The following is a 20,966-nucleotide window of genomic DNA, read 5'->3' as shown; positions in this document are numbered from 1 at the left end:
CACCGGCAAGCCGGTGGTCGTTCGCGCGAGGGATGCGGTGCGAACGGGCTCGGTCACACGGAGGAAACCGCGGGCAGCCTGACGACCGAAGCTGCCTGGCATGTCGCTGACGACGTCAGCGGAACATGAGGGGGAGGTTGGTGCTACGCGAATTCCTTGGCCATGGGGAATCGGTAACGGGTGGCAACCTTATTTGTCAGCCGAGGAATAGAGGTAGGCGGGTAAGTTGCATGTGCGCTTTTCAGTCAGTTGTCCATCTGGGCAGGCCAATCTGGTTGTCACGGACTTGGCCAGCGACCATTTTTACAACTGGTTCAAGCGACCACATGCTGTCTGTCTGCCCATATGACGAATGCTAAATTCTTTTCAAGTGGTAACTCTGGGAGTTTCAGGCTATACCAGGTTCCTGATGCCCTGTCGTACTAAGAAATCGGTGCGGCTTCCCATAAGATTTTAAGTACCCCAAAGACACACTGTGTGGAATGCTTTATAAAAAGCGTCTCTCTCTCTTACAAAAGGCTTGTCCATGTCCAAACTCGCTGAATTCAAAGCTCTTGAGGCTCAACTCGCCGCCCAGTTGAAGCAACTCGACGCGCTGAAAAATGATGGGGAATTGCAGCGCGAAATCGCGTTCGAGGAAAAGCTCCGAGCGCTTATGGCCGAGTACGGTGTCAATCTAAGGGGCATCATTGATCTACTGGATCCGCAGGCCCGCCGTGGCTTGGCTACGGCGGTTCCAGTCGCGCGTGAGCAACGCCGGCCACGCCAAGTCAAGGTATACAAGAATCCAGAAACTGGCGAGGTCGTTGAGACCAAAGGCGGCAACCACAAAGTACTGAAGGCTTGGAAGGCGCAGTACGGCGCAGAAACAGTGGACGGGTGGCTGCAATAAGACAGAGCACTTCAATGATGAAAAAACCAGGCGCTGCCTGGTTTTTTCATTCTAATCATGATCTCGAACTGCATTCGTCGATTCCGTTGAAAACCACTTTGCAGCTTGTACTGATGAGGGTAATGGCTTGGCGGTTTACTCCAATAGCTCATTCCGGACTACAGCCGCCTTTGCTCTATGTTCAGCACTGATGATCGGCTTCGTGGTTTTGAGCAAGCGGAATGGCATCAATGAATAAACGAATGATCAAGACAGACCAGTAGCCTGCAGATATTTGAAACCTCAACCAGTGCCGATACCGAGCCGCTCAAGATCTTGCGTGACGGTGCTGAAGCTGGGCATTTTCAAGGCTTTGTGCGAGCTACACCTCATTTCCGACCATAGCGCGATAGGGGAGAAAGCGGCCGATTCTGTTGAGAAAGTCTGCTCTTGGTTCTGGCACAGGAAAGTCCGTGGCTGACATTGAAATCTGAGATGTCGCAGCTATCGAATTGCTCTGGATTTCACGCAGAAGCGCAAAAAAACAGGCATCACGAGGGCTCCTCTCAAGCTTTTCTGGTCAGCATCGACTGTTTTCAACAGAATCGGCCAATAGCAGCCGTTTGTCATCGGTCCAATTCGCTCGAAACTGGACGGATCGATTCATTTGCCACTACGGAATGCCGGCATCCCTTAATTGCCCGACCGCCTAGCCAACGACTAAACTCCACGGCATGAAACGTCGTCTTCGGTTCCTCCTCATCTTTCTGATCAGCCTGGCGCTTCCCCTGAGCGGGATGGCGGGCATCGAGGCGCCGACCGAGCCTTGCCCGATGCAAGCCGCCGGCATGAGCCAGATGGCGGACATGGATATGGACTGCTGCCATGACCATGGCAAGAAGGCCTGCAAGACGGGCCAGGAATGCAAGACCGGCAGCATGCTCCAGGTTTCAACCCTGAAACCACCAGTCACCCTGGCCGGGCCGGTGCTTTCCGACATCCATCCTGTAGCTGTTCCCGACCGCTCCCCTGCCGACCTCTGGCGACCTCCCTGCGCCTGATTCCTCTCCCCGTCTGAACTCCCACCTGTGTCGCTTTCGACTGCGGGCGGGCATGCGCTCATGCGCTGATTATTCAGAGGAATCGTCAGATGACTTCCTTGAGTCCTTGCTCCGGGCTGCCTGTTGCCGCCGCCCTGGCAATGATGCTGTTTGCCTTGCCGAGTCTGGGGGCTTCGCTGTCGCTGGACGACGCGTTGCAGTTGGCCGAGCGCAACGCACCGTCCTTGTCCGCGCAAGCTGCCAAGCTGGATGCGGCAAGAAATGCTGCGATACCTGCCGGTGAGTTACCAGATCCGAAGCTCGCCCTGGGCGTGCAGAACGTCCCCATCGAGGGCGAGGACCGCTGGAGCCTTGACCGCGACTTCATGACCATGCAGATGGTCGGCGTGATGCAGGAGATGCCCAATCGCGACAAGCGCAAGGCGCGGGTCGACACGGCCCAGGCTTCGATCGAACGGGCTGCGGCCGAGGCGCAAGCCGAACGCGTAAAAGTCCGCCGCGAAACCGCCCTGGCCTGGATCGCGACCTACACCGAGCAACGCAAGCTCGCCCGATTCGAGGACTTCTTCCGGGAGAACCGACTGCTGGCGGAAGCCGTTCGGGCCCGCCTGGCGGGAGGGCGCGGCCAGGCGTTGGACTCGGTCGAACCCCGGCAGGAAGCGGCCCAGTTGGCCGAGCAACAGGACGAGCTGGCACTCCAGGTGACCCAGGCGCAAGCGGCCCTCAAGCGCTGGGTCGGCCAGGAGGCTGCGCTGCCCCTTGCGGGAGACTTTCCGCAGTGGCCCATCGACGCGCCCCGCTACCTGCACGCCCTGCATCGCCACCCCGAACTGGCGACCTACGAGCCGATGGCCCGAGAAGCCGAAGCCCAGGTCCGTGAGGCCGAAGCGGAGAAGAAGTCAGACTGGAGCTGGGAGGTGGACTACCAGCGCCGTGGGAGAGAGTTCGGCGACATGATGACCGTGCAATTCAGCTTCGACCTGCCGCTGTTTCCCGGTACTCGGCAAAACCCCAGGATCGCCGCGCAACGCGCCCGGATGGACCAACTGGACGCCGAGCGCGAAGCCCTGCTGCGCGAGCACGCCCAACAACTGGAAGCGGATCTTGCGGACTACCAGCGCCTGGATCGCGCGGTGACCCGCAGCCAATCCACGCTGGTGCCCCTGGCCGAGGAAAAGGTGAGGCTCGCCCTGGCGGGTTACCGTGCCGGGAACACCGAATTGGCCAGTGTCATCGCGGCGCGCCGCGAGCTTGTCCAGGCCAGGCTCAAGGCGCTCGACCTGCAAGGTTTGAAGGCGATGGCTGCTGCTCGCCTGTACTTCACCTACGGGGAGGGCCGCCCATGAGTCGTGCACCCTGGAAGTTGCCCGCGTTGATGAGCCTGGTCCTGCTCGCAGGCGCGGCAGGCGGTTACTGGTTTGCGGCCCAAGGGCGTCCGGCGGGGGTGCCCACGGTCACCGTTGGCCATCGCGGCGCCCCCACAGCCGATCGCCAACCGCTCTACTGGTACGACCCGATGTTCCCGCAGCAGAAGTTCGACAGCCCTGGCAAATCACCCTTCATGGACATGCAGCTGGTTCCCAGGTATGCGGATGAAATGGACGACAGTGCGTCTGTGCACATCGAGCCGGGTATCCAGCAGAATCTCGCTGTGCGGTTGGCCACGGTCACCAAGGGCAAGCTGGAGCAGACCCTGCAAGTAACCGGCGTCCTGGCCTTCAATGCGCGAGAGGTGGCACTGGTACAGGCGCGGGCCGGCGGTTTCGTCGAGCGTACCTACGCCCGCGCGCCTGGTGATGTGATCGCGGCCGGCGAGCCCCTCGCCGACTTGCTGATACCGGAATGGGCAGCCGCCCAGGAAGAGTTTCTCGCGCTGCGCCGCAGTGGCGACCCCGCCTTGTCGGCTGCGGCCCGCCAGCGTCTGCACCTGATCGGGATGCCGGCGGCGCTGATCGCCCAGGTCGAGCGAGGCGGGAAAGCCAGGTCGGTCATGACACTGACCAGCCCCATCAGCGGCGTGATTCGCGAGCTCGACGTGCGCATTGGCATGACCCTGTCAGCCGGACAGACCCTTGCCCGGATCAACGACCTGGCACACGTCTGGCTGGAAGCGGCCATCCCGGAGTCCCAGGCTGGCGCACTGCAAATCGGGCAGACGGTCGAAGCGCGGCTGCCAGCCCTCCCCGGCGAAGTGATCCACGGGGCGCTTTCCAGCGTACTGCCTGAGAGTGACCCGCAAAGCCGTACGCTGCGCGTGCGCATCGAACTGGCCAATCCCGACGGCCGCTTGCGGCCAGGCATGAGCGCCCAGGTTCGGCTGAACCAGCCAAGCCAGACCGACCTGCTTCTGTTGCCCAGTGAAGCGGTCATTCGCACGGGCAAACGCGCGCTCGTGATGCTCGCGGAAGAAAACGGTCGCTTCCGCCCGGTTGAAGTCCAGCTGGGCCAGGAGAGCGAAGGTCAGGTAGCGGTGCTCGAAGGATTGGCCGCCGGCCAGCAGGTCGTCGCGTCCGGGCAATTCCTGATCGATTCGGAAGCCAGCCTGCGAGGTATCGAGGCCAGGTCGCTAGGCAAGCCAACGATGCCCATGGACCGGCCAGCCCTGCACGAGGCCGAGGGCAGCGTCGTCGAAGTCGGCGCTCAGGGTCTGACGGTTTCCCACGGCCCCTTCAAGACCCTGGGGATGCCCGGCATGACCATGACCTTTCCCCTGGCCCAACCCGAACTGGCGCGGGGCCTGAAAGCGGGTGACCGCATCAGCCTGAAAGTGCGCGAGGGCGATTCCGGGTTGCTGATCGAGCAACTGGAGAAACTGGAGAGCGCGCCATGATCGAGAAGCTGATCCGCTGGTCAGTCGCCAACCGGTTCCTGGTGCTGCTGGCCACGCTGTTTGCAGTGGCCTGGGGTATCTGGTCGCTGCGCAGCACCCCCATCGATGCCCTGCCCGACCTCTCCGATGTACAGGTCATCATCCGCACGCCCTATCCGGGGCAGGCACCGCAGATCGTCGAGAACCAGGTCACCTACCCGCTGACCACCACCATGCTTTCGGTGCCTGGGGCCAAGACGGTCAGGGGGTACTCGTTCTTCGGCGACAGTTTCGTGTACGTGCTGTTCGAGGACGGTACCGACTTGTACTGGGCGCGCTCGCGAGTGCTCGAATACCTGAGCCAGGTGCAGGGGCGCCTGCCTGCCGCTGCCAAACCCGCGCTGGGCCCGGATGCCACGGGGGTTGGCTGGATATTCCAGTACGCCCTGGTCGACCGCAGCGGTCTCCACGACCTGGCGCAACTTCGAGCGTTGCAGGACTGGTTCCTCAAGTTCGAGCTGAAGACCCTGCCCAACGTGGCCGAAGTCGCCACGGTGGGCGGCATGGTGCGGCAGTACCAGATTCAGGTCGACCCGATCCGCCTTGCCAGCCTGGGCATCACCCAGGACGAAGTGGTCGAGGCCATCGGCAAGGCTAACCAGGAAACCGGTGGTGCGGTGCTGGAACTGGGCGAGGCCGAGTTCATGGTCAGGGCTTCCGGCTACCTGAAGACCCTTGCCGATTTCCGTGCCGTGCCGCTGAAGCTGACGGCCGAGGGCACTCCCATCACCTTGGGCGATGTGGCGACGATCCAGCTCGGGCCGGAGATGCGCCGAGGCATTGCCGAACTCGATGGCGAAGGGGAAACCGTCGGCGGCGTGGTGATCCTGCGCAGCGGGAAAAATGCGCGCGACACCATTGCCGCCGTGAAGACCAAGCTCGATGAGTTGAAAAAGAGCCTGCCCGACGGCGTGGAAGTCGTCATCACCTACGACCGCAGCCAACTGATCGAGCGGGCCGTGCGCAATCTCAGCCAGAAGCTGATCGAAGAGTTCATCGTGGTCGCGCTGGTCTGCGCCGCGTTCCTCTGGCACCTGCGCTCCTCCATGGTGGCCATCGTCTCACTGCCGGTGGGGGTGCTGATCGCATTCGCGGTTATGCGCTACCAGGGCATCAACGCCAACATCATGTCGCTGGGCGGGATCGCCATTGCGATAGGTGCCATGGTCGACGCCGCCATCGTGATGATTGAGAACGCTCACAAACGCGTCGAAGCCTGGAACGCCAGCCATCCTGGCGAAACCTTGCGCGGTGACCCGCACTGGCGGGTTATGACCGATGCAGCGGTCGAAGTCGGCCCGGCATTGTTCTTCTGCCTGATGATCATCACCCTGTCGTTCATTCCGGTGTTCACCCTGGAAGCCCAGGAGGGCCGCCTGTTCGGCCCACTCGCCTTCACCAAGACTTACGCGATGGCCGCCGCTGCCGGTTTGTCAGTGACGCTGATTCCGGTGCTGATGGGGTACTGGATACGTGGGCGGCTGCCAGCCGAACAGCGCAATCCGCTCAACCGCGGGCTGATTCGCCTGTACCAACCGGCGCTGGATGCCGTACTGCGACATCCCAGGACGACCCTGGCAATGGCTGTGCTCACACTCCTGACCACGCTCTGGCCGGTTTCGCAACTGGGTGGGGAGTTCCTCCCGCCGCTGGACGAGGGCGACCTGCTCTACATGCCTTCGGCGCTGCCCGGCCTCTCCGCGCAGAAGGCCGCGGAGCTGTTGCAGCAGACCGACCGGCTGATCAAGACCGTCCCGGAGGTCGCGGGTGTCTTTGGCAAGGCCGGACGCGCCGAGTCGGCCACCGACCCAGCACCGCTGGAGATGTTCGAGACCACGGTACGCTTCAAGCCCAAGGATCAGTGGCGTGCAGGCATGACCAGCGACAAGCTGGTGGAAGAGCTGGATCGCGTGGTCAAGGTACCGGGCCTGACCAATATCTGGATTCCGCCGATTCGCAACCGGATCGACATGCTGGCGACGGGCATCAAGAGCCCTATCGGGGTGAAGGTCGCCGGGACGAACCTGACCGAGATTGACCAGGTGACCCAGGCCGTCGAGCGTGTAGCCAGAACAGTACCCGGCGTGACCTCGGCCCTCGCCGAACGCCTGACCGGCGGGCGTTACATAGACGTCGACATCGATCGCCAGGCCGCCGCTCGCTACGGGATGAACATCGCCGACGTGCAAGCGATCGTCGCCAGCGCCATCGGTGGCGAGAACATCGGCGAGACCGTGGAAGGACTTGCACGCTATCCAATCAACCTGCGCTACCCGCGTGAGTGGCGCGACTCGGTCGATGCCCTGGAGCAACTGCCCATCTATACCGCCCAGGGCGGACAGATCACCCTCGGGACAGTGGCGCGAATCCGGATCACCGATGGGCCACCCATGCTCAAGAGCGAAAACGCTCGCCCCTCGGGCTGGGTGTACATCGACGTACGTGGGCGAGACCTGGCCTCTGTCGTGGCGGACCTGCGCCAGGCCGTCGAGGGCTCGGTGTCGCTGGCGCCCGGCATGAGCCTCAGCTACTCCGGGCAGTTCGAATTTCTGGAGCGGGCCAACGCCCGTCTGAAGCTGGTGATACCAGCCACATTGGCGATCATCTTCGTCCTGCTCTACCTCACCTTCAGCCGCTTCGATGAAGCCCTGCTGATCATGGCCACGCTCCCGTTCGCACTGACCGGGGGTGTCTGGTTCCTCTACCTGATGGGTTTCAACCTGTCGGTCGCCACCGGCGTCGGATTTATCGCCCTGGCCGGCGTGGCCGCCGAGTTTGGCGTGATCATGCTGCTCTACCTGAAGAACGCCTGGACGGAAAAGCAGGATGCCGGGCACGCCTCGAATGAAGCCCTGCGCTGCGCCATTCGCGAGGGCGCTGTGCAACGCGTGCGCCCCAAGGCGATGACTGTCGCCGTCATCATTGCCGGCCTGCTACCAATCCTCTGGAGCGGCGGCACCGGCAGCGAAGTGATGAGTCGGATCGCCGTGCCCATGGTGGGCGGCATGATCACCGCTCCACTGCTGTCCCTGTTCGTCATTCCGGCGGCGTATTGGCTGATGCGCCGTCGTACGCAACCCCATCCCACTTCGCAAACCACCTTTGGAGAAGTTTCATGAGAACAGCATTCACCGCGGCGGTTGCACTCGTCTTGAGCTCGGCCCTACCCGCTCTCGCCGACGATATGTCCGGTATGAACATGGGCGACATGCCGATGAGCCCTCCCAGGCGCAGGCGCAAATCGCCAAGGCAAGTCCGAGGAAATTGAACCACCACAGCGGTTCCGGGTAGGCAGGAGAAAAGGGCCGAAGGCTTGGGCCTTCGGCTGTCGAGCAAGACACCACCTGTGAGCTGATGCAGGGAGTGGCCGTCGTCAAAGCCATCCGCCGACGCAGCAATTGCACTCGACCCGTGTCGTGGCTGGGGTCGACATCCTTTGGCACGCATCCGCGCACAAAAGGAACCCGTTGTTTCGCCGGTGGGTGCCGGCATTGAATACCATTCGACCCGAAGGGTCTCCTGGAGCCTCGTCGGGCTATCGAGACAAGTCACCAGGGGACCCTTCATCGCGACACTCAGCAGATCAACCTGTCCGGGTATACGGGCGCTGGATGAGTCAGCCTTCCCGTCGACCTAGCGACTCGCTGGCGACGGACACGCGTTGCAGAAGGAGGGGGCGTGCTGGGTTCCCCGCGGGCGCGAGGTGTGCGCATCGACCGTGGTCGATACGATGGGGAGACGAACCTACGAGCTATTTTGGCATCTGCCGCGGTTTGCGTGAGGGGCTGCGCTGCCGGCCATTCTGGACGGGTAGGGTGCCTTTGCAATCGGGATAGCGGCAGCAGGTCCAGAACCGGCCGGTCTTGCCGGTGCGTTGGCGGGTGGCGCTGCCGCACAGCGGGCAGGCGGGGCCCTCGGGGAGTTTGATGGCCAGGGTGGCCGCGCGATACTGCTGCACCAATTGGGTGATCCACGTGGATTGCTTGGCGACGAAGGTCTCCAACGTCATCTCGCCGGCTTCGATCATGTCCAGGGCCTGCTCCCAGACCGCGGTCGTACCGGGATCGGTGATGGCCGCGGGCACCGCATCGATCAGCGTGCACGCCGCTTCGGAGGCCCGCACGGCGCGACCTTTCTTGAGCAGGTAACCACGCTCGAGCAGGCCTTTGATAATGCTGGCACGGGTGGCTTCGGTGCCGATGCCGGTGGTCTCTTTCAGCTTCTGCTTCAACCGCGGGGCGGTGACCAGCTTGGCGACGCCTTTCATGGCCTTGATCAGATCGCCTTGGGTATAGGGTTTTGGTGGCTGGGTCTTGAGGGCTTTCAGATCGACGTGGCCGACCTGGCAAGACAATCCTTCGTGCAGCGCCGGCAACACCTGGCTGCGCGGGGCCGCTTCGCCGTCGGCGTTGTCCGCTTCCGCGACGGCCAGCACCTGGTGCCAGCCGGCGATGATCACCTGCTTGCCAACGGCTCGCAGGGTCTGCCCGCCGCAGCGCAACTGCGCAGTGGTGCGGTCGAACTCGTGATGCGGCAGAAACTGCGCGAGGTAGTGCGCGCGGATCAGCTTGTAGACCGCCTGCTCCTTATCGCTCATGGCCGACAGGTCGGCCGGCTCCAGCGTCGGGATGATGCCGTGGTGGGCCGACACCTTGCGGTCATTCCAGGCGCGTGAGCGCTGAGTCCGATCGAGTTGCTCCAGCAGCGGGCGCAGGCTGGGATCGGTGGCGAGTACAGCAGCGAGCACGGCCGGCACCTCGGCGAACATACTCTCGGGCAGGTAACCCGAATCCGAGCGCGGATAGGTCGTCGCCTTGTGCGTCTCGTACAGGGACTGGGCAATGTCCAGCGTCTCCTGCACGTCCAGAGCGAGTTGCCGCGAGCACACTTCCTGCAGCGTGCCCAGGTCGAAGGGCAGCGGTGACGCCTCACGCACGCGCTCCGTTGCGACGGTGACCACCTGGGCGCCGCTGGCGGCGCGCAGGTGGTCGGCGGCGTGTTGGGCCACCGCCTGCTGCAGGCAGCGGCCCGCATCATCGCTGCAGCCGTCGGCGGCGACCCAGCTGGCAAGGAAGCGCTGCCCGCCGGTCGATAGCCTGACCTCGATGCTCCAGAACGGCACCGAGACGAAGCGCGCGATCTCGCGGTCGCGCGTGACCACCAAGGCCAGCGTCGGTGTCTGCACCCGGCCGACCGAGAGCACACCGTCGTAGCCGGCCTGACGCCCCAGCAGGGTAAACAGGCGGCTCAGGTTCATGCCGACCAGCCAGTCCGCGCGGGAGCGCGCGAGCGCCGCAGCGTACAGCGGCAGCGTCTCGTTCGACGGTTTCAGTGCACCCAGCGCCTTGCGAATGCTCGCGTCATTGAGCGCCGACAGCCACAGCCGCTGGATGGGCCCGCGATAGCCGCACAGCTCGATGATCTCGCGGGCGATCATTTCGCCTTCGCGGTCCGCGTCGGTGGCGATCACCAGCTCGCTGGCCTGGCCGACCAGCTGTTTGACGATCTTCCATTGCGCAGCGGTTGCCGCTTTCGGCGCGACCCGCCAGCGCTCGGGAATGATCGGAAGCTGCTCGAGTGACCAGCGCTTGTACTGCTCGCCGTAGGCTTCCGGTGGCGCCGCTTCGATCAGGTGCCCAATGCACCAGGTCACCACGGTACCCGCTCCGCTGTAGCAGCCGCTGCCGCGCTGGCCAGCCCCCAGCACACGGGCGATATCCTTGCCCTGGGATGGCTTCTCGCAGAGAAACAGGCGCATACAGGCTCCGGGGTAGGGGCATCGAGTGAGCCTCAGCATGGCCATCCGCGATCTCGGCGACAGCAAATAACGTGGCAGCGGCAGCGCCCCAGTTGTGCGGGGCGAGGCGTTCTTTCAGGGATGTGAACAGAGCCTGAGGCGCGTAATCACCTGCAGCTTCGTTCGCGGCGGCGGCGGACCTCAGTGGAACTCCATGGAACTATCCCCCGGGGATAGTTCCATGGACGGCTTTTGCGGTATCACTCGGCTGGCTGGGTGGGCTCGCCGGCCGGTTTCGGGCTCAGGGTTACGGCATCGAGTCGGTACGGCAGGATGCCGACACGCCGCGCCTCGATCTTGAAGGTCACGCGCTCGTTCTCGTCCGCGTCCTCCCACTCATCACGCACCGTGCGGCCTTCCACCAGGACGCGCATGCCTTTCTGGTACAGCGTTTTCCAGTGCTCGGCCTCGCGGTGCCACAGCTCCACGGGCGCCCAGTAGCCGCCGCGATCGTCATAGCCCTCCTTGGTCGGAACCGGGTTGTCGAAATACACGTTCAGGCGCAACAGCCGCCTGGGCTCGTCGTTGCCGCTCGGGAATTCCCTGAACTCCGGCGCAGAACCGATGTTGCCTTCGCCAACAAAGTGCGTGCTCATAGCGACTCCTTGGAACAGGTGGTGCGGATGGACGCAGCGCTTCCGGGGACGCGTTGCAGGTAAAGCGATTCGGCCTGGGCCAGCTTGCTGGCACATTCGTGAGCCTGGCGGCCCAGCGTGTGCAGGAGGCTGATCTGCATGTTCAGCACGATGCGCTGCACCTCCATGGCGTAGAGGTCATCGAGCAAGGTGTCGGGCGTGGTGGCGCTGCTAATCAGTGTCTGCCACAGCGCCACACCCATGGCTGTGCGATCAGGCTTGCGCCAGCGCAGAAACGTCGTGCCGGCGCCCGTGGTCTGCTGGGCCAGCTCCACCGGCAGCAGGCGGAAAGGGTAGGCGTTCGCCTGCGCCAGGACGCGTCGCTGCGCCAGCTCAATCAGCTCATCACGAAGCCTGTGGCACTGGCTGGCCCACTGGGTAAGTGCCCCCTTACCTTTAAAAGGCTGTAAAAGGCCTTTTAGAGAGGCGGCCTGTTCCAGCTTGAGGAAGTCAGCCTGTTCCAGGGGGTAAAAGCGGTGGGTTACCGCCGTGGCCGGAGTCAACGTCATGCGGAGGCCCCCTCATTATCGCCGGATGCGGTCAGGGTGAGGTCGGCGCTTTCAGGCAGGGCATCGTCGTCACTGGCATCCGCGGCATCCTGCGGTGCCGCGGCGGCCAGCGCCGAGCGCCGGATGATCGGCGGTGCGTAGCGCGAGCGCAGCGTGCCTTCGAGCACCTCCTGCGGCAGTTCCCCGAGCTTCTCCAGGGCGGCTCGGGCAGCGGCATTCTTGGCCGCGAAGTCGTCCCGGGTGCAGCCCGAGTAGCGGTACTGCTGCGCCAGCGAGAACAGACTGCGCAGGGCGTGCGCCCCTTCGTTGAGCCAGCGCTCAAGCGTGCTGCGGTCGATCAGCGCGGTGTGGTGGGCGAGGATCAGTTTGCGTGCCAGGTCGTCGTAGTCGGCCAGCAGGTAGACGGCGAGGAAACCGAGTTGCGCGTTGACGAACAGCGGCAGCTTCACCGGCTGCACGTTCATATTCTCGCCCAGCGACAGCGCCGGCGGCACGTCGGCCAGGGCCTGGTCGACCTGCTCGCGCAGGGCCTGCAGGCTGTCCTTGGTCAGCGTCAGCTTTTCCTCGAGCCTCAGCATCCACCAGTCCGAGTAGGGGTCGTCCTGCTCGGCGCCACGTTTGATCTTGTTGGCGATGGCGATGAAACCGTTCAATCCAACGATGCCGGGCTTGCCCTCGCTGGCCGCGCGGCCGTGCCAAATGCGCGAGGCGTGATGGGTGTGCAACGTCAGCGACATGGCACTGCGCAGCGATCCGAGATTCAGTTGCAAGGAGGTGTCGGTGGCCATGGGGACGACTCGCGTGAGGGGAACGAGTCGCCAGCTTGGCCAGCGCACGGAAGGCGGTCAGTCAACAAAGCGCCGCCACCGCCAGCCGGCTTTGCTGGCCAATAGCAGGGCGGTGGCTCACCTATGGAAGGCTGCCTGTTGCAACTATCCCCGGGGGATAGCTCCAGGGAGATCCAGTCGGCAGGCGGGTGTCGCTGGCGAAGAGCAGGGCGATGGTTCGCTTCCGGAAGGCTGTGTGTGGCAACTATCCCCAGGGGATAGTTCCAGAGAGAGCCAGGGAGGGTTACTCGACCATCATTTCGGGTGCAACAGGGCATGCAGTTGGGCGAGGTGGGTTTGCACCACGTCGGGGTTTGCCGTTCGGGGTGCGGGCGGCGGATCAGCGGAGGCCCGGCGCTTGTCCTGTCCGGCCCAGGCGTTGAACTCACCGCGGATGGCCGCCTGGATGATGCCGAACAGGTAACCGGCCGGTTTGTGCACCTCGTTGCTGCGACAGCGCGCGGCCCATTCATCGAGCACGGCTTGTCGCTGTTCGGCCTGCACTTGCTGCAGGGCCACCAACGCGCCGGCCTGCTGCTCTTCGCGCAGCGCCAGGAAGCGCTCAGGCAGGCGTAGAGGCGGGTGTTCTCGCACAAGCGGTACCGTACGTACGGATTTATCTATACGAGTACTAGTACGGTCCTGCTTCGGATTCCGAAGAGAGGCGGTTTGGTTGGCTTTCGTACCTGCTTCGGAATCCGAAGGCGGCGGCTCGCCATTCCGAAGAAGGGCATTTTCACCTTCTTCGGAATCGTGCTCGAGCTGCTCCTGTGGATAGCGTTCCAGAGAGCTGACGCCGCCCGGGGCCATGCGCTGTACCAGCACCTGCAGCCGCGTCGGCAACACGCGGCCGCTGAGCAACGGGTCTTCGCTGATGTCCTGGAGGGTGCGGTAGCTCACCCGCTGAACCGCCTTGCTGGCATGCTCGAGCGCATGGCTCACCAGCCCCAGGTATTCGGGGTCGAGCTGCATGGCTTCGAAGGGGGTGAGGGGCTCGTCGTGCAGGACGTACAGATTGCCCTTGATGCGCCCGGTCTTGGGGTCGCGCCGGCGGCGCACGAGGCTGAGCCAGCGTGTCAGGCGCAGCAGGGTCAGCGCCCGCGCCACGGTTTCGTACGACGCCTGCTGCGCGCAGGGCGTCGAGGCCAGGTAGGGACGCAACTGATCGTAGGTGGGAAACGCCGTGACGCCATCGGCGTTGAGCATGAGCCGGATGATTTGCCAGGCATTGCGCTCCAGCGGGGTCAACCGCGTGTCGAGAAACAGCGCCCGGGGCACGCTTTCATGGCGATTGCCGCTGTAGAGGAATCCATCGCTGGCAGGCGTGGGTGTCCGGTTGGGAGGCAGCTGCCACAGGGCGTCGTCGAGCAGCGTTGAAAGCGTGGCGGGACCTGCCTGCGCGACCATGGCCCTACACCAGGCCTTGGTCGATCCAGCTTGCGATGGCCGCCCAGATCACGGACATGGGCAAAGAGAGGGACTCGGCCAGATCCATCGTCAGCGCCAGCATCGTGCTGTCGTCATCCAGCGCGATGCCACGCTCGGTGATGCCGGACTTCCATTGCTTCCACAGGGCCATCTCCTGTTCTTCATTCAGCACCGGATGTCGCCCGCGGCGCTTGGGCAGACAAATGATGTCACGGCGCAGGGCGACCTCCTGATGCGTCAGCCCATAAAACTTGCTGACCATTTCGGTACTGGCCCCCAGACGCAGCATGCGATCAATCGTGGCGATCTCCTGCTCGATGTCGTGCATCTGGCTGACCAGGCGCCAAAGGACGTCCGTGTTGACCGTCACAGAACACCAGGGCACCTGGGCGTTGGCCAGCAGGCTCACCAGCGCCGGCTGCTTCAGTACGTCCAGTTCCCGCTCGCTGAAACCCATTGACTGGCAACGGCGAAGTTGGCCGTTGCGCAGGTCGTGCAGCGCCTGTGCAACCACAGCTTGATTAAGCGGATGAGGTGCCGACATGGTTCCCTCCGGCCTGTTTCAGGGGGTGTCCTCATCTGGATTGGCCTCCAGATCCAACAGCCGGCGTGCCAGCCGGACCAGACGGAACAACTTGACCAAACCGTTATCGCTCAGGCGGGGGAGGGCGCCTGTATCCCTGACGCCGCCTCCCAGCAAAAGTGCCCCAAGATTGTCGTCCAGGCGCATGTCGCCCTGATCGGACGCTGCGGTATGGGGGAGACTCAAGGTGCGTAACAACGCCAACACCACCTGGCCGAAAGCAGGAGGCGTTGCGCCCTGATGGGGCGGAGTGCAGGTGAAACCTATGCCGGTGTTGGCCGTTTCGATGCAGTCGAGCCGTTCGGCTTCCTCGGCGATCTCTTGGGCGAATTGGGCGATGTGGATGCGCAGGCGATCAGGCGAATCCAGTCCTGGGTCGATGTACCAGACGTCGCTGATCGGGAAGAGTCCGCCGGCTTGCACCGGAATCGCCTGCAGCACCGTGTCCGTAAAGCTGGGCAGAGCATCACCGGTATGCTCGGCGACCATATGTTGGATGGCTTGCAGTCGCTTGGTGTTTCCGGCCGGTGAGACGATGAGGCCCTGCAGGCGCACTTCAGGATCCTGTTCACTGGACGACGCGTCTTGCTCTGGTGTCGGCGTTGGGACTGGCGATGGGGCGGTGTCGTTGTTCGGTGCGGCTCCTAAAGTGCCTGCTGCAGTGCCATTGCTCTGAGTGGCATCCGGCGATGGAGTGGCTGCACGCGCGGTGTGGACGACGGTTGCGGTTTCGACTGGCAGCTGGGGTGGACTGGTTACCGCACGCTGGCGGTGCTCGGTGCTGTCGACATCAAGCGCCAGCACGTTGTAGTCGATGTCGAGCAGCTGCGACATCTGGCCGATCAGTTCGTCCTGGACGCGGCTGACGGAAAAGCTATCAGGCTGTCCATCGAAGGGGGTGAGGACGTCGTGGAAGAGCGTCTCGAAGTCGACGGCCAACGCTTTGCCGCTCGCATGCTTTTCCCAGGTGAGCTCGCAGGCTTTGCGCAATACCGCCAAGCGCTCGACTTGATGCCTGCCCAAGCCGTTGTACAAGACGTTGGGAATGGTCGGCAGTAAGTAGCGCACGGTGTCTTGCATGCGGCTGATGTGCGACTGCTGGATGGGATAGCCGTCCGTGCTGAGGCGGCGGGCCAGCTCCGACTGCGACAGCGTCTTACCGCTTTCCAGCTCGTAGAGCTCTCGGGCTTTCTCAACGCCGAGCGCCCGCTCGATGAACGTCAGGCTGCCGTGCAGCTCGTTCTCCGCCAAGTGCCCGGTCAGGGCGACGATCTCGCCGCGTTCCGGCCAGGGTCGGAACAGGCAGGGAATGCGGAAGAAGCGTTCGTCCTTGGTCTCCGACCACAGCTCGCGCAGGATCGCCAGGCGGGTGTTGCCGCCGTTGCGAATGATGAAGTGCTCGGCACCGGGGCGTCGGGTAATCGGTGGCGGGGCATCCAGACCCCGCTCACGGATGGATGCTTTGATTTCGTCGTAGAGCGGATTGCGCGTCAGGCGTGGATCGAGCTCATAGGGGCGCAGGTCATCGAGGGTGACCACCATCGGGGTGTCGGCCACAGGGTCGCTCAACACCTGTGCGGCAGAGCCGGAGCGAGAAAACCCCTCGGCCATCAATTTGCCGGCCATTTCCTGAGGCGTGACAGTCGCCATGACGGCCTCCCTACTTGCTCTGGCTTGCCGGGAGGTCGCTCGTCGTTGAGCGAGTGAAGATCGGCGGCAGGCCTGGTTTCACGAGCTTTAGCTGCCCTGCAGGCGTACAGCGGACGTCCCAGTCTTCACGCAAGGCGAACTCAATCAGCGCCAGGAGCCGCTGGCGCCCGCGGCAGTGTTCAGAGGTGCTCGACATGTGACGGCCTCCTGCCGACGCGACCGGTCACGCTGGCAAACTGCTCTTGCCATTGAGGCAGAAGCTCACTGGCTAGGGTGCGCATGGTCTCCAGCGCCGCTGGTGCCTGCCGCCCGCTCGGGCGTCGGTATTCGGTCCTGTGCACGGGTTGGCTCGAGGTTGCCGCACGCGGGAAGGCTTCGATCGCGGGCAGTTCAGTGCCCAGTATCTGAACCTCGCTGTGCTCACGAAAGATCAGCCGTAGCGTCTGCTGAACCAACTTGGCGTTCGACGAGATGGCTGGCACGCGATTGAGCAGCAAATGCAGGGGCGGTGGCGGGATGCCCAAATGGCGGTAGGGCGCAATCGCTTCGACCAGTTGCAGCGTGCCCCGTTGCAGTTCGCGGGCAGCCAGAATCTCTGGGGTGATTGGGGAGACGGCCAGGTCGGCGGCGAGCAGGGCCATCTCCAGCAAGACACTGCGGGCGCCTTGGGTGTCGATCAGTACCAGGTCGTAGTGGGGCTGGAACAGCGGCAGGAGATTGCGTAGGCGAAGGCGCCCATCAGCCGCATGCAGCAGCAGTGTGCCCAGCTGCTGGTGGTCGTCGTTGGACAGCACAAGGTCCAGGCGGTTGATGGTGGTGTGGGAAACCAGCTGCGACAGGGTTGGCTCATTGAAGGCCAGCAACTCATAGATGCCACAGGGAGCGCGGTGGGTGAGCTCATAGTAGGACGACAGCGTCGGCTGCACGTCCAGGTCGACCAGCAGCACCCGCTTGCCCGCATCGGCAATGAATCCCCCCAGATTGGCCGCGACAGTGGTTTTGCCGACACCGCCCTTGGTCGAGATGATGGCGATCACCTGCATGGCGCGCTCCTTGTCAGTGGCGGAGCGGCCTCAAACGCGATCTTGGCGGCGTTCGGTGATCCAGGCGTCGATCTCGGCGGAGTCCCAGCCGACTGCACGAACGCCCAGGCGCATAGCCTTCGGAAATTTGCCTTCCTTCATCAGGTTGTAAATATGGGCGCGCTTGAAGCCGGTCTTGGCTTCAACTTCCGGGCGGCGGAGGATGCGATGCTCGGCAGTCGCGGATTGCTCAGTGGACATAGTGGTCACTCCTTTATGCTTGGTAGCACTCGTAGGCGTGACACGTAGTACAAGCGCGTCACTCCATTGAACGCATCAAACAATCGGATCGTGCTGACCACCGGCTTCAACGGAGAGCTGCAGCGTTCGCTGCCCTGACGTCACCGTCCAGCCGACCCGCAAGGGGGCCACTATTGAAACTGCTTCGGGGACAATCAAGGTCAAAAAGGCACAGCACTCTGCTGCAGGAGTGATGAGGTGGTGAAATCGCATATTGGGTCAGCAAGGTGACCAAAACAGTCGCGTTAATGTGCTAGTGATTCTCATTCGGCGATGGCGCCAGTGGTGGTGTCCATGCGACCCGCTACGCATCGCAATCTGGAATTTATTCCGCAATGGAGAGCGACCTTTACGGTCAGGGCGAGGACGAAAGGGACAGGGCCCTGGCTGTGCGTCCAGGGCCATGCTGATGAATTTAGGCAAAGATCATTACACAATTACCGCTTCACCAATTTGCTGGGCGCGGGCGATGAATCTGCTTAGCTCCTCCGAGCGCGGCTTATCCAGCATGGTCATGAACGTGGCCGTGCATGATACTGGGCGCAGCACGCTCAGCAGAGGTATCAATTGGAAGTGCAGGTAGTTCGCTGCCCGGACAATTGGAAATCCGGTAATGGCATGTCCAGCAGTCTGACTTCTTTTGGCCGCCGATAAAGGTGGGGGCCCTGCGCGCCGACATGCTGGATTGAGAAGAGAGCCCATGCCTGGAACGAGAAAGCCCAGCGCCATCAACAATGACCCCGAGCAATTCCTGGCCGCCCTCAGGCGCGGTTAAGCCATAGTGTTGCCTCGTAGCCCGGACAAGTGCCGAGCTTTTCGTTTCTGGCCCTTCGTCCGGTTTATGACCCTGGCCCCTATCGGGGGTCCATAGTGGGTATCCGCCCACCTGAGACGCACCTGCCGGAGGCCGCCATGAACAGACGAGACTTCCCAGGGCATTCCGCCTGGACCGAAACCCGCATCAACGGAGACCACGTGCTGGCCTTCGTCGCCATTCAGCCCCGCAACAGTGAGGCCGAGCCTCACTTTCACCAGGTCTACGACCGCTCCTGTTTCATACGCCGTGCCGATGCCATCGAGGCAGCCGAAGATGCCCTGCGCAAGTTGAAGCAGATCGATGAGCGTGGTACGCCGTGGTTCAGTTCGGCCGAGTGCTGAGTATTTCCAGTTCCATTGTGGGGCTGATGGCTGTCCTCTAGCGGCCCGCGCCACCCTTCCCCAGCCCGCCTCGTGCGGGCTTCGCTTTTTTCTTCTCCCGGCAAAAGACTAGCCCATCCGCAACAAACGCGGTCTAGCCAAACTCCTTGCGCGAAATTGCCGGCCCGTCCCGGGCTAAGACCTCGGCCAGCTTGAGGAGCTCAACCTCCGCCGCCAATTCGGGGGTGGTCGCTACTTCCCACATGTCCTTCAGAACCAGCAGGTTGCGCTCTTGCTTAGCCTTGACAGGGATGATCGGGCGGACAAGATTCACCCTCATCTAGTGGCAGCATCGACCCGACCAGTACATCCGTGGGTGAACGTTTCGTGGCGGCCAATCCCGCCCCGTGCAAGCCAATCATGCCAAATGGCGTCAACGTCCTCGGTACACATGCGCATGAATTCAACGGTTAGATGGGCCTCCCACGTTCCGCGAAGGTCTGTGGCCAAGTCTTCGAGCGTTGCATCGCTTTCAACGACGTCCTCGGTTTTGCTTTCGTCAGGTTTCCCGTGAGCAAGGGTGTTGCGGAAGCCTTGGAGCGCATACGCCGTGCTTTAGGGGGGCTCCGTTTCGCTGGCGTCAACCCCCATCGTCTGAAGCACCTTTTTAACTTTGTTGGGGAAGTTGTCCCACTCACTCGTTCCAGCTGTCCACCGTCTTGGCACCGATGAAGTTCAGCCGGGACTCAAACGTAAACGCCAACATGGTTAGGCAAGCCATGATGTCTAGACTGATGCCTTCATGGTTGTCGGTCGCTTCATTTTCCTCGACTCGCTTTCGCAGATGGTTCGCCGCGTTGGCTAGATCGTTGTGGATGTAGATTTTTTTCTGAACTTCCTTTCTCACCAACACCATGCTTGCCGCTCCGTGTAATGGCCCAAGGCTTCCAGTGTGTGCGGTTCACGGGGTTACGCATTCAGCACACGCAGCACCTGCGGGCCAGGGGGGCTGCTGGAGAACGTACCCGGCACATTTGAAAGGCCCGCCATCGGCGGGCTCAGTCAGCGGGGAGCGGATCACTCGTAGTACGCGATGGTGCCTTTAAGCTGTTCCGCATAGGTGTAGATATCGTCCAGGGACGCGATGGGGTGGCGGGTTTCGTTCTTCTCGTGATCGAAGATGCCGAGGTACTTTTGAGTCCGGTTGAAGTGGAGGCGGCAAATCGGCTTCCGGTTGTTGTCGTCCAGCAGCACGCCAAAATAGCTTTGCGTGTCGCGGTGGACGATCCGTTTTGCGTCAACGACTGCCCGAACAATCGCCTTGACGATGTGGAAGCCTTCCAGTTCGTCCAGCGTCGTTTGAACCCGATCCTCCTCAGGTTCGTTCGCCGCTTCACTCGCCACGGCGGGCTCCACTGGGGCCGCTGTATAGGTGGGTTGAATGGCTCCACTCATGGCTGACTTGAGACGATCATTAACCTGATCCCCCAAGAACTGGGCCGCCGCCTTTCGGGTGAGCGTGGCGAACTGTTCCCTCACCTTCTGCGTGATGATCCCGTCGTAAACACGGGCCGCGAAGAACTTCACGAAGTCATCGTCAGGCTGGTTGAACTGGGCAGCCATCTCCCGTTTGATCTGGCTGACGTACTTCAGCTCGCCAGCAGCGTTGATGATCGAATCAACATCAAACGCGGCCTTGGTGATCTTCTGAAGCTCGGGCAGTACGTGTTCATCAACGTCCAGCAGGTCGAGTTCCAGAAACGGCTTCTCATCCATCTTGTTGGTGGCATCGAGGTCCGTGAAGAACTTGTAGACCTGGCCGTTGGTGAGGATGGATATGCGCGCACTGGTAACGTGGAAGTAGCGGAAAAGCTGGCTCGCATGGTTGATGTGCAGCGGCTCCCCGATCTTCTTGCATTCGATCAGAATCTGAATCTCGCCATTCTTCAGGATGGCGTAATCGATCTTCTCGCCTTTCTTGGTGCCAATGTCGCAGACGTACTCCGGCGTCACCTCCGAAGGGTCGAACACATCGTAACCAAGCACCGAGTTGATGAACGGCATAACAAACGCCGTCTTGGTGGCTTCCTCGGTTTGAATCGCCCCGCCTTGCTGCCGGACCTTGGCAGATAACGCATTCAGTCGCTCGATGAATTCCATGTCACGCTCCTTGCTGAAGACGACCTCAGCGTAGTAAGCAGCTGCATTACTGGCAATTGGCAAGTACCGTTGTCGGTCCTTGTCCAGTCCGGTGGATTTCGATATTGGAAGCACCGA

Annotated in this window: 17 protein-coding genes; 6 read left to right on the top strand and 11 right to left on the bottom strand. The window is 62.5% G+C overall.

The genetic code is table 11. The annotated features are described in order from the left end of the window. Positions 1–526 precede the first annotated feature (526 nt). The 5 genes from FFS60_RS07565 (at position 527) to FFS60_RS07545 (ending at position 7,920) form a co-directional block, all read left to right on the top strand. On the top strand, positions 527–892 hold the full coding sequence (locus FFS60_RS07565; protein ID WP_137821599.1) for a histone-like nucleoid-structuring protein, MvaT/MvaU family: 366 nt from the start codon (positions 527–529) through the stop codon (positions 890–892). Between the two features lie 713 nt (positions 893–1,605). Then, positions 1,606–1,932 carry a hypothetical protein gene (locus tag FFS60_RS07560; protein ID WP_137821598.1) on the top strand — a complete coding sequence of 109 codons (327 nt, stop codon included), beginning with the start codon at positions 1,606–1,608 and terminating at the stop codon, positions 1,930–1,932. 89 nt (positions 1,933–2,021) lie between these two features. Beyond that, complete coding sequence (locus FFS60_RS07555) at positions 2,022–3,278, top strand: TolC family protein (protein ID WP_137821597.1); 1,257 nt, start codon at positions 2,022–2,024, stop codon at positions 3,276–3,278. After that, positions 3,275–4,762: an efflux RND transporter periplasmic adaptor subunit gene (locus tag FFS60_RS07550; RefSeq protein ID WP_137821596.1), complete on the top strand. Its 1,488-nt coding sequence runs from the start codon at positions 3,275–3,277 to the stop codon at positions 4,760–4,762. The genes FFS60_RS07555 and FFS60_RS07550 overlap by 4 nt, the downstream gene beginning before the upstream one ends. After that, a complete protein-coding gene (locus FFS60_RS07545) occupies positions 4,759–7,920 on the top strand; it encodes an efflux RND transporter permease subunit (protein ID WP_137821595.1) in 3,162 nt (1,053 codons plus the stop codon). Before FFS60_RS07550 ends, FFS60_RS07545 begins: the two co-directional genes overlap by 4 nt. A 632-nt stretch (positions 7,921–8,552) precedes the next feature. Here FFS60_RS07545 and FFS60_RS07540 read toward each other — a convergent pair. The 9 genes from FFS60_RS07540 to FFS60_RS07495 form a co-directional block, all read right to left on the bottom strand. After that, positions 8,553–10,559: a DNA topoisomerase III gene (locus FFS60_RS07540; RefSeq protein ID WP_137821594.1), complete on the bottom strand. Its 2,007-nt coding sequence runs from the start codon at positions 10,557–10,559 to the stop codon at positions 8,553–8,555. Between the two features lie 239 nt (positions 10,560–10,798). Then, positions 10,799–11,194, bottom strand: coding sequence for a single-stranded DNA-binding protein (locus FFS60_RS07535; protein WP_137821593.1), 396 nt, complete (start codon positions 11,192–11,194; stop codon positions 10,799–10,801). Next, on the bottom strand, positions 11,191–11,742 hold the full coding sequence (locus FFS60_RS07530) for a DUF3158 family protein (RefSeq protein ID WP_137821592.1): 552 nt from the start codon (positions 11,740–11,742) through the stop codon (positions 11,191–11,193). The genes FFS60_RS07535 and FFS60_RS07530 overlap by 4 nt, the downstream gene beginning before the upstream one ends. Then, positions 11,739–12,530 (bottom strand): PFL_4669 family integrating conjugative element protein, encoded by a 792-nt coding sequence (locus FFS60_RS07525; RefSeq protein ID WP_137821591.1) that lies wholly within the window; start codon positions 12,528–12,530, stop codon positions 11,739–11,741. The genes FFS60_RS07530 and FFS60_RS07525 overlap by 4 nt, the downstream gene beginning before the upstream one ends. A gap of 294 nt (positions 12,531–12,824) precedes the next feature. Then, complete coding sequence (locus FFS60_RS07520) at positions 12,825–13,976, bottom strand: STY4528 family pathogenicity island replication protein (RefSeq protein ID WP_137821590.1); 1,152 nt, start codon at positions 13,974–13,976, stop codon at positions 12,825–12,827. Between the two features lie 4 nt (positions 13,977–13,980). Then, complete coding sequence (locus FFS60_RS07515; RefSeq protein WP_137821589.1) at positions 13,981–14,541, bottom strand: DUF2857 domain-containing protein; 561 nt, start codon at positions 14,539–14,541, stop codon at positions 13,981–13,983. A gap of 18 nt (positions 14,542–14,559) precedes the next feature. Beyond that, a complete protein-coding gene (locus FFS60_RS07510; RefSeq protein ID WP_137821588.1) occupies positions 14,560–16,230 on the bottom strand; it encodes a ParB family protein in 1,671 nt (556 codons plus the stop codon). 179 nt (positions 16,231–16,409) lie between these two features. Continuing rightward, positions 16,410–17,273 (bottom strand): ParA family protein, encoded by an 864-nt coding sequence (locus FFS60_RS07500; RefSeq protein WP_137821586.1) that lies wholly within the window; start codon positions 17,271–17,273, stop codon positions 16,410–16,412. 30 nt (positions 17,274–17,303) lie between these two features. Continuing rightward, positions 17,304–17,513, bottom strand: coding sequence for an AlpA family transcriptional regulator (locus FFS60_RS07495; RefSeq protein ID WP_137821585.1), 210 nt, complete (start codon positions 17,511–17,513; stop codon positions 17,304–17,306). Positions 17,514–18,464: 951 nt separating this feature from the next. Between FFS60_RS07495 and FFS60_RS07485 the strand changes: the two genes are divergently transcribed. Next, on the top strand, positions 18,465–18,710 hold the full coding sequence (locus tag FFS60_RS07485) for a hypothetical protein (RefSeq protein ID WP_137821584.1): 246 nt from the start codon (positions 18,465–18,467) through the stop codon (positions 18,708–18,710). Positions 18,711–19,383: 673 nt separating this feature from the next. Here FFS60_RS07485 and FFS60_RS07480 read toward each other — a convergent pair. Both FFS60_RS07480 and FFS60_RS07475 read right to left on the bottom strand, forming a co-directional pair. Then, the gene (locus FFS60_RS07480) at positions 19,384–19,605 is read right to left on the bottom strand and encodes a hypothetical protein (RefSeq protein WP_137821583.1); all 222 of its coding nucleotides are present in this window, start codon (positions 19,603–19,605) and stop codon (positions 19,384–19,386) included. A 161-nt stretch (positions 19,606–19,766) separates the two neighbouring features. Then, positions 19,767–20,849 (bottom strand): type I restriction endonuclease, encoded by a 1,083-nt coding sequence (locus FFS60_RS07475; protein ID WP_137821582.1) that lies wholly within the window; start codon positions 20,847–20,849, stop codon positions 19,767–19,769. Positions 20,850–20,966 lie beyond the last annotated feature (117 nt).

Source organism: Pseudomonas sp. D(2018), from assembly GCF_005502555.1.
GTDB classification, from domain to species: domain Bacteria; phylum Pseudomonadota; class Gammaproteobacteria; order Pseudomonadales; family Pseudomonadaceae; genus Metapseudomonas; species Metapseudomonas resinovorans.
Note: the sequence above shows the minus strand (reverse complement) of the source record. Positions and strands in the feature narration are given on the sequence as shown.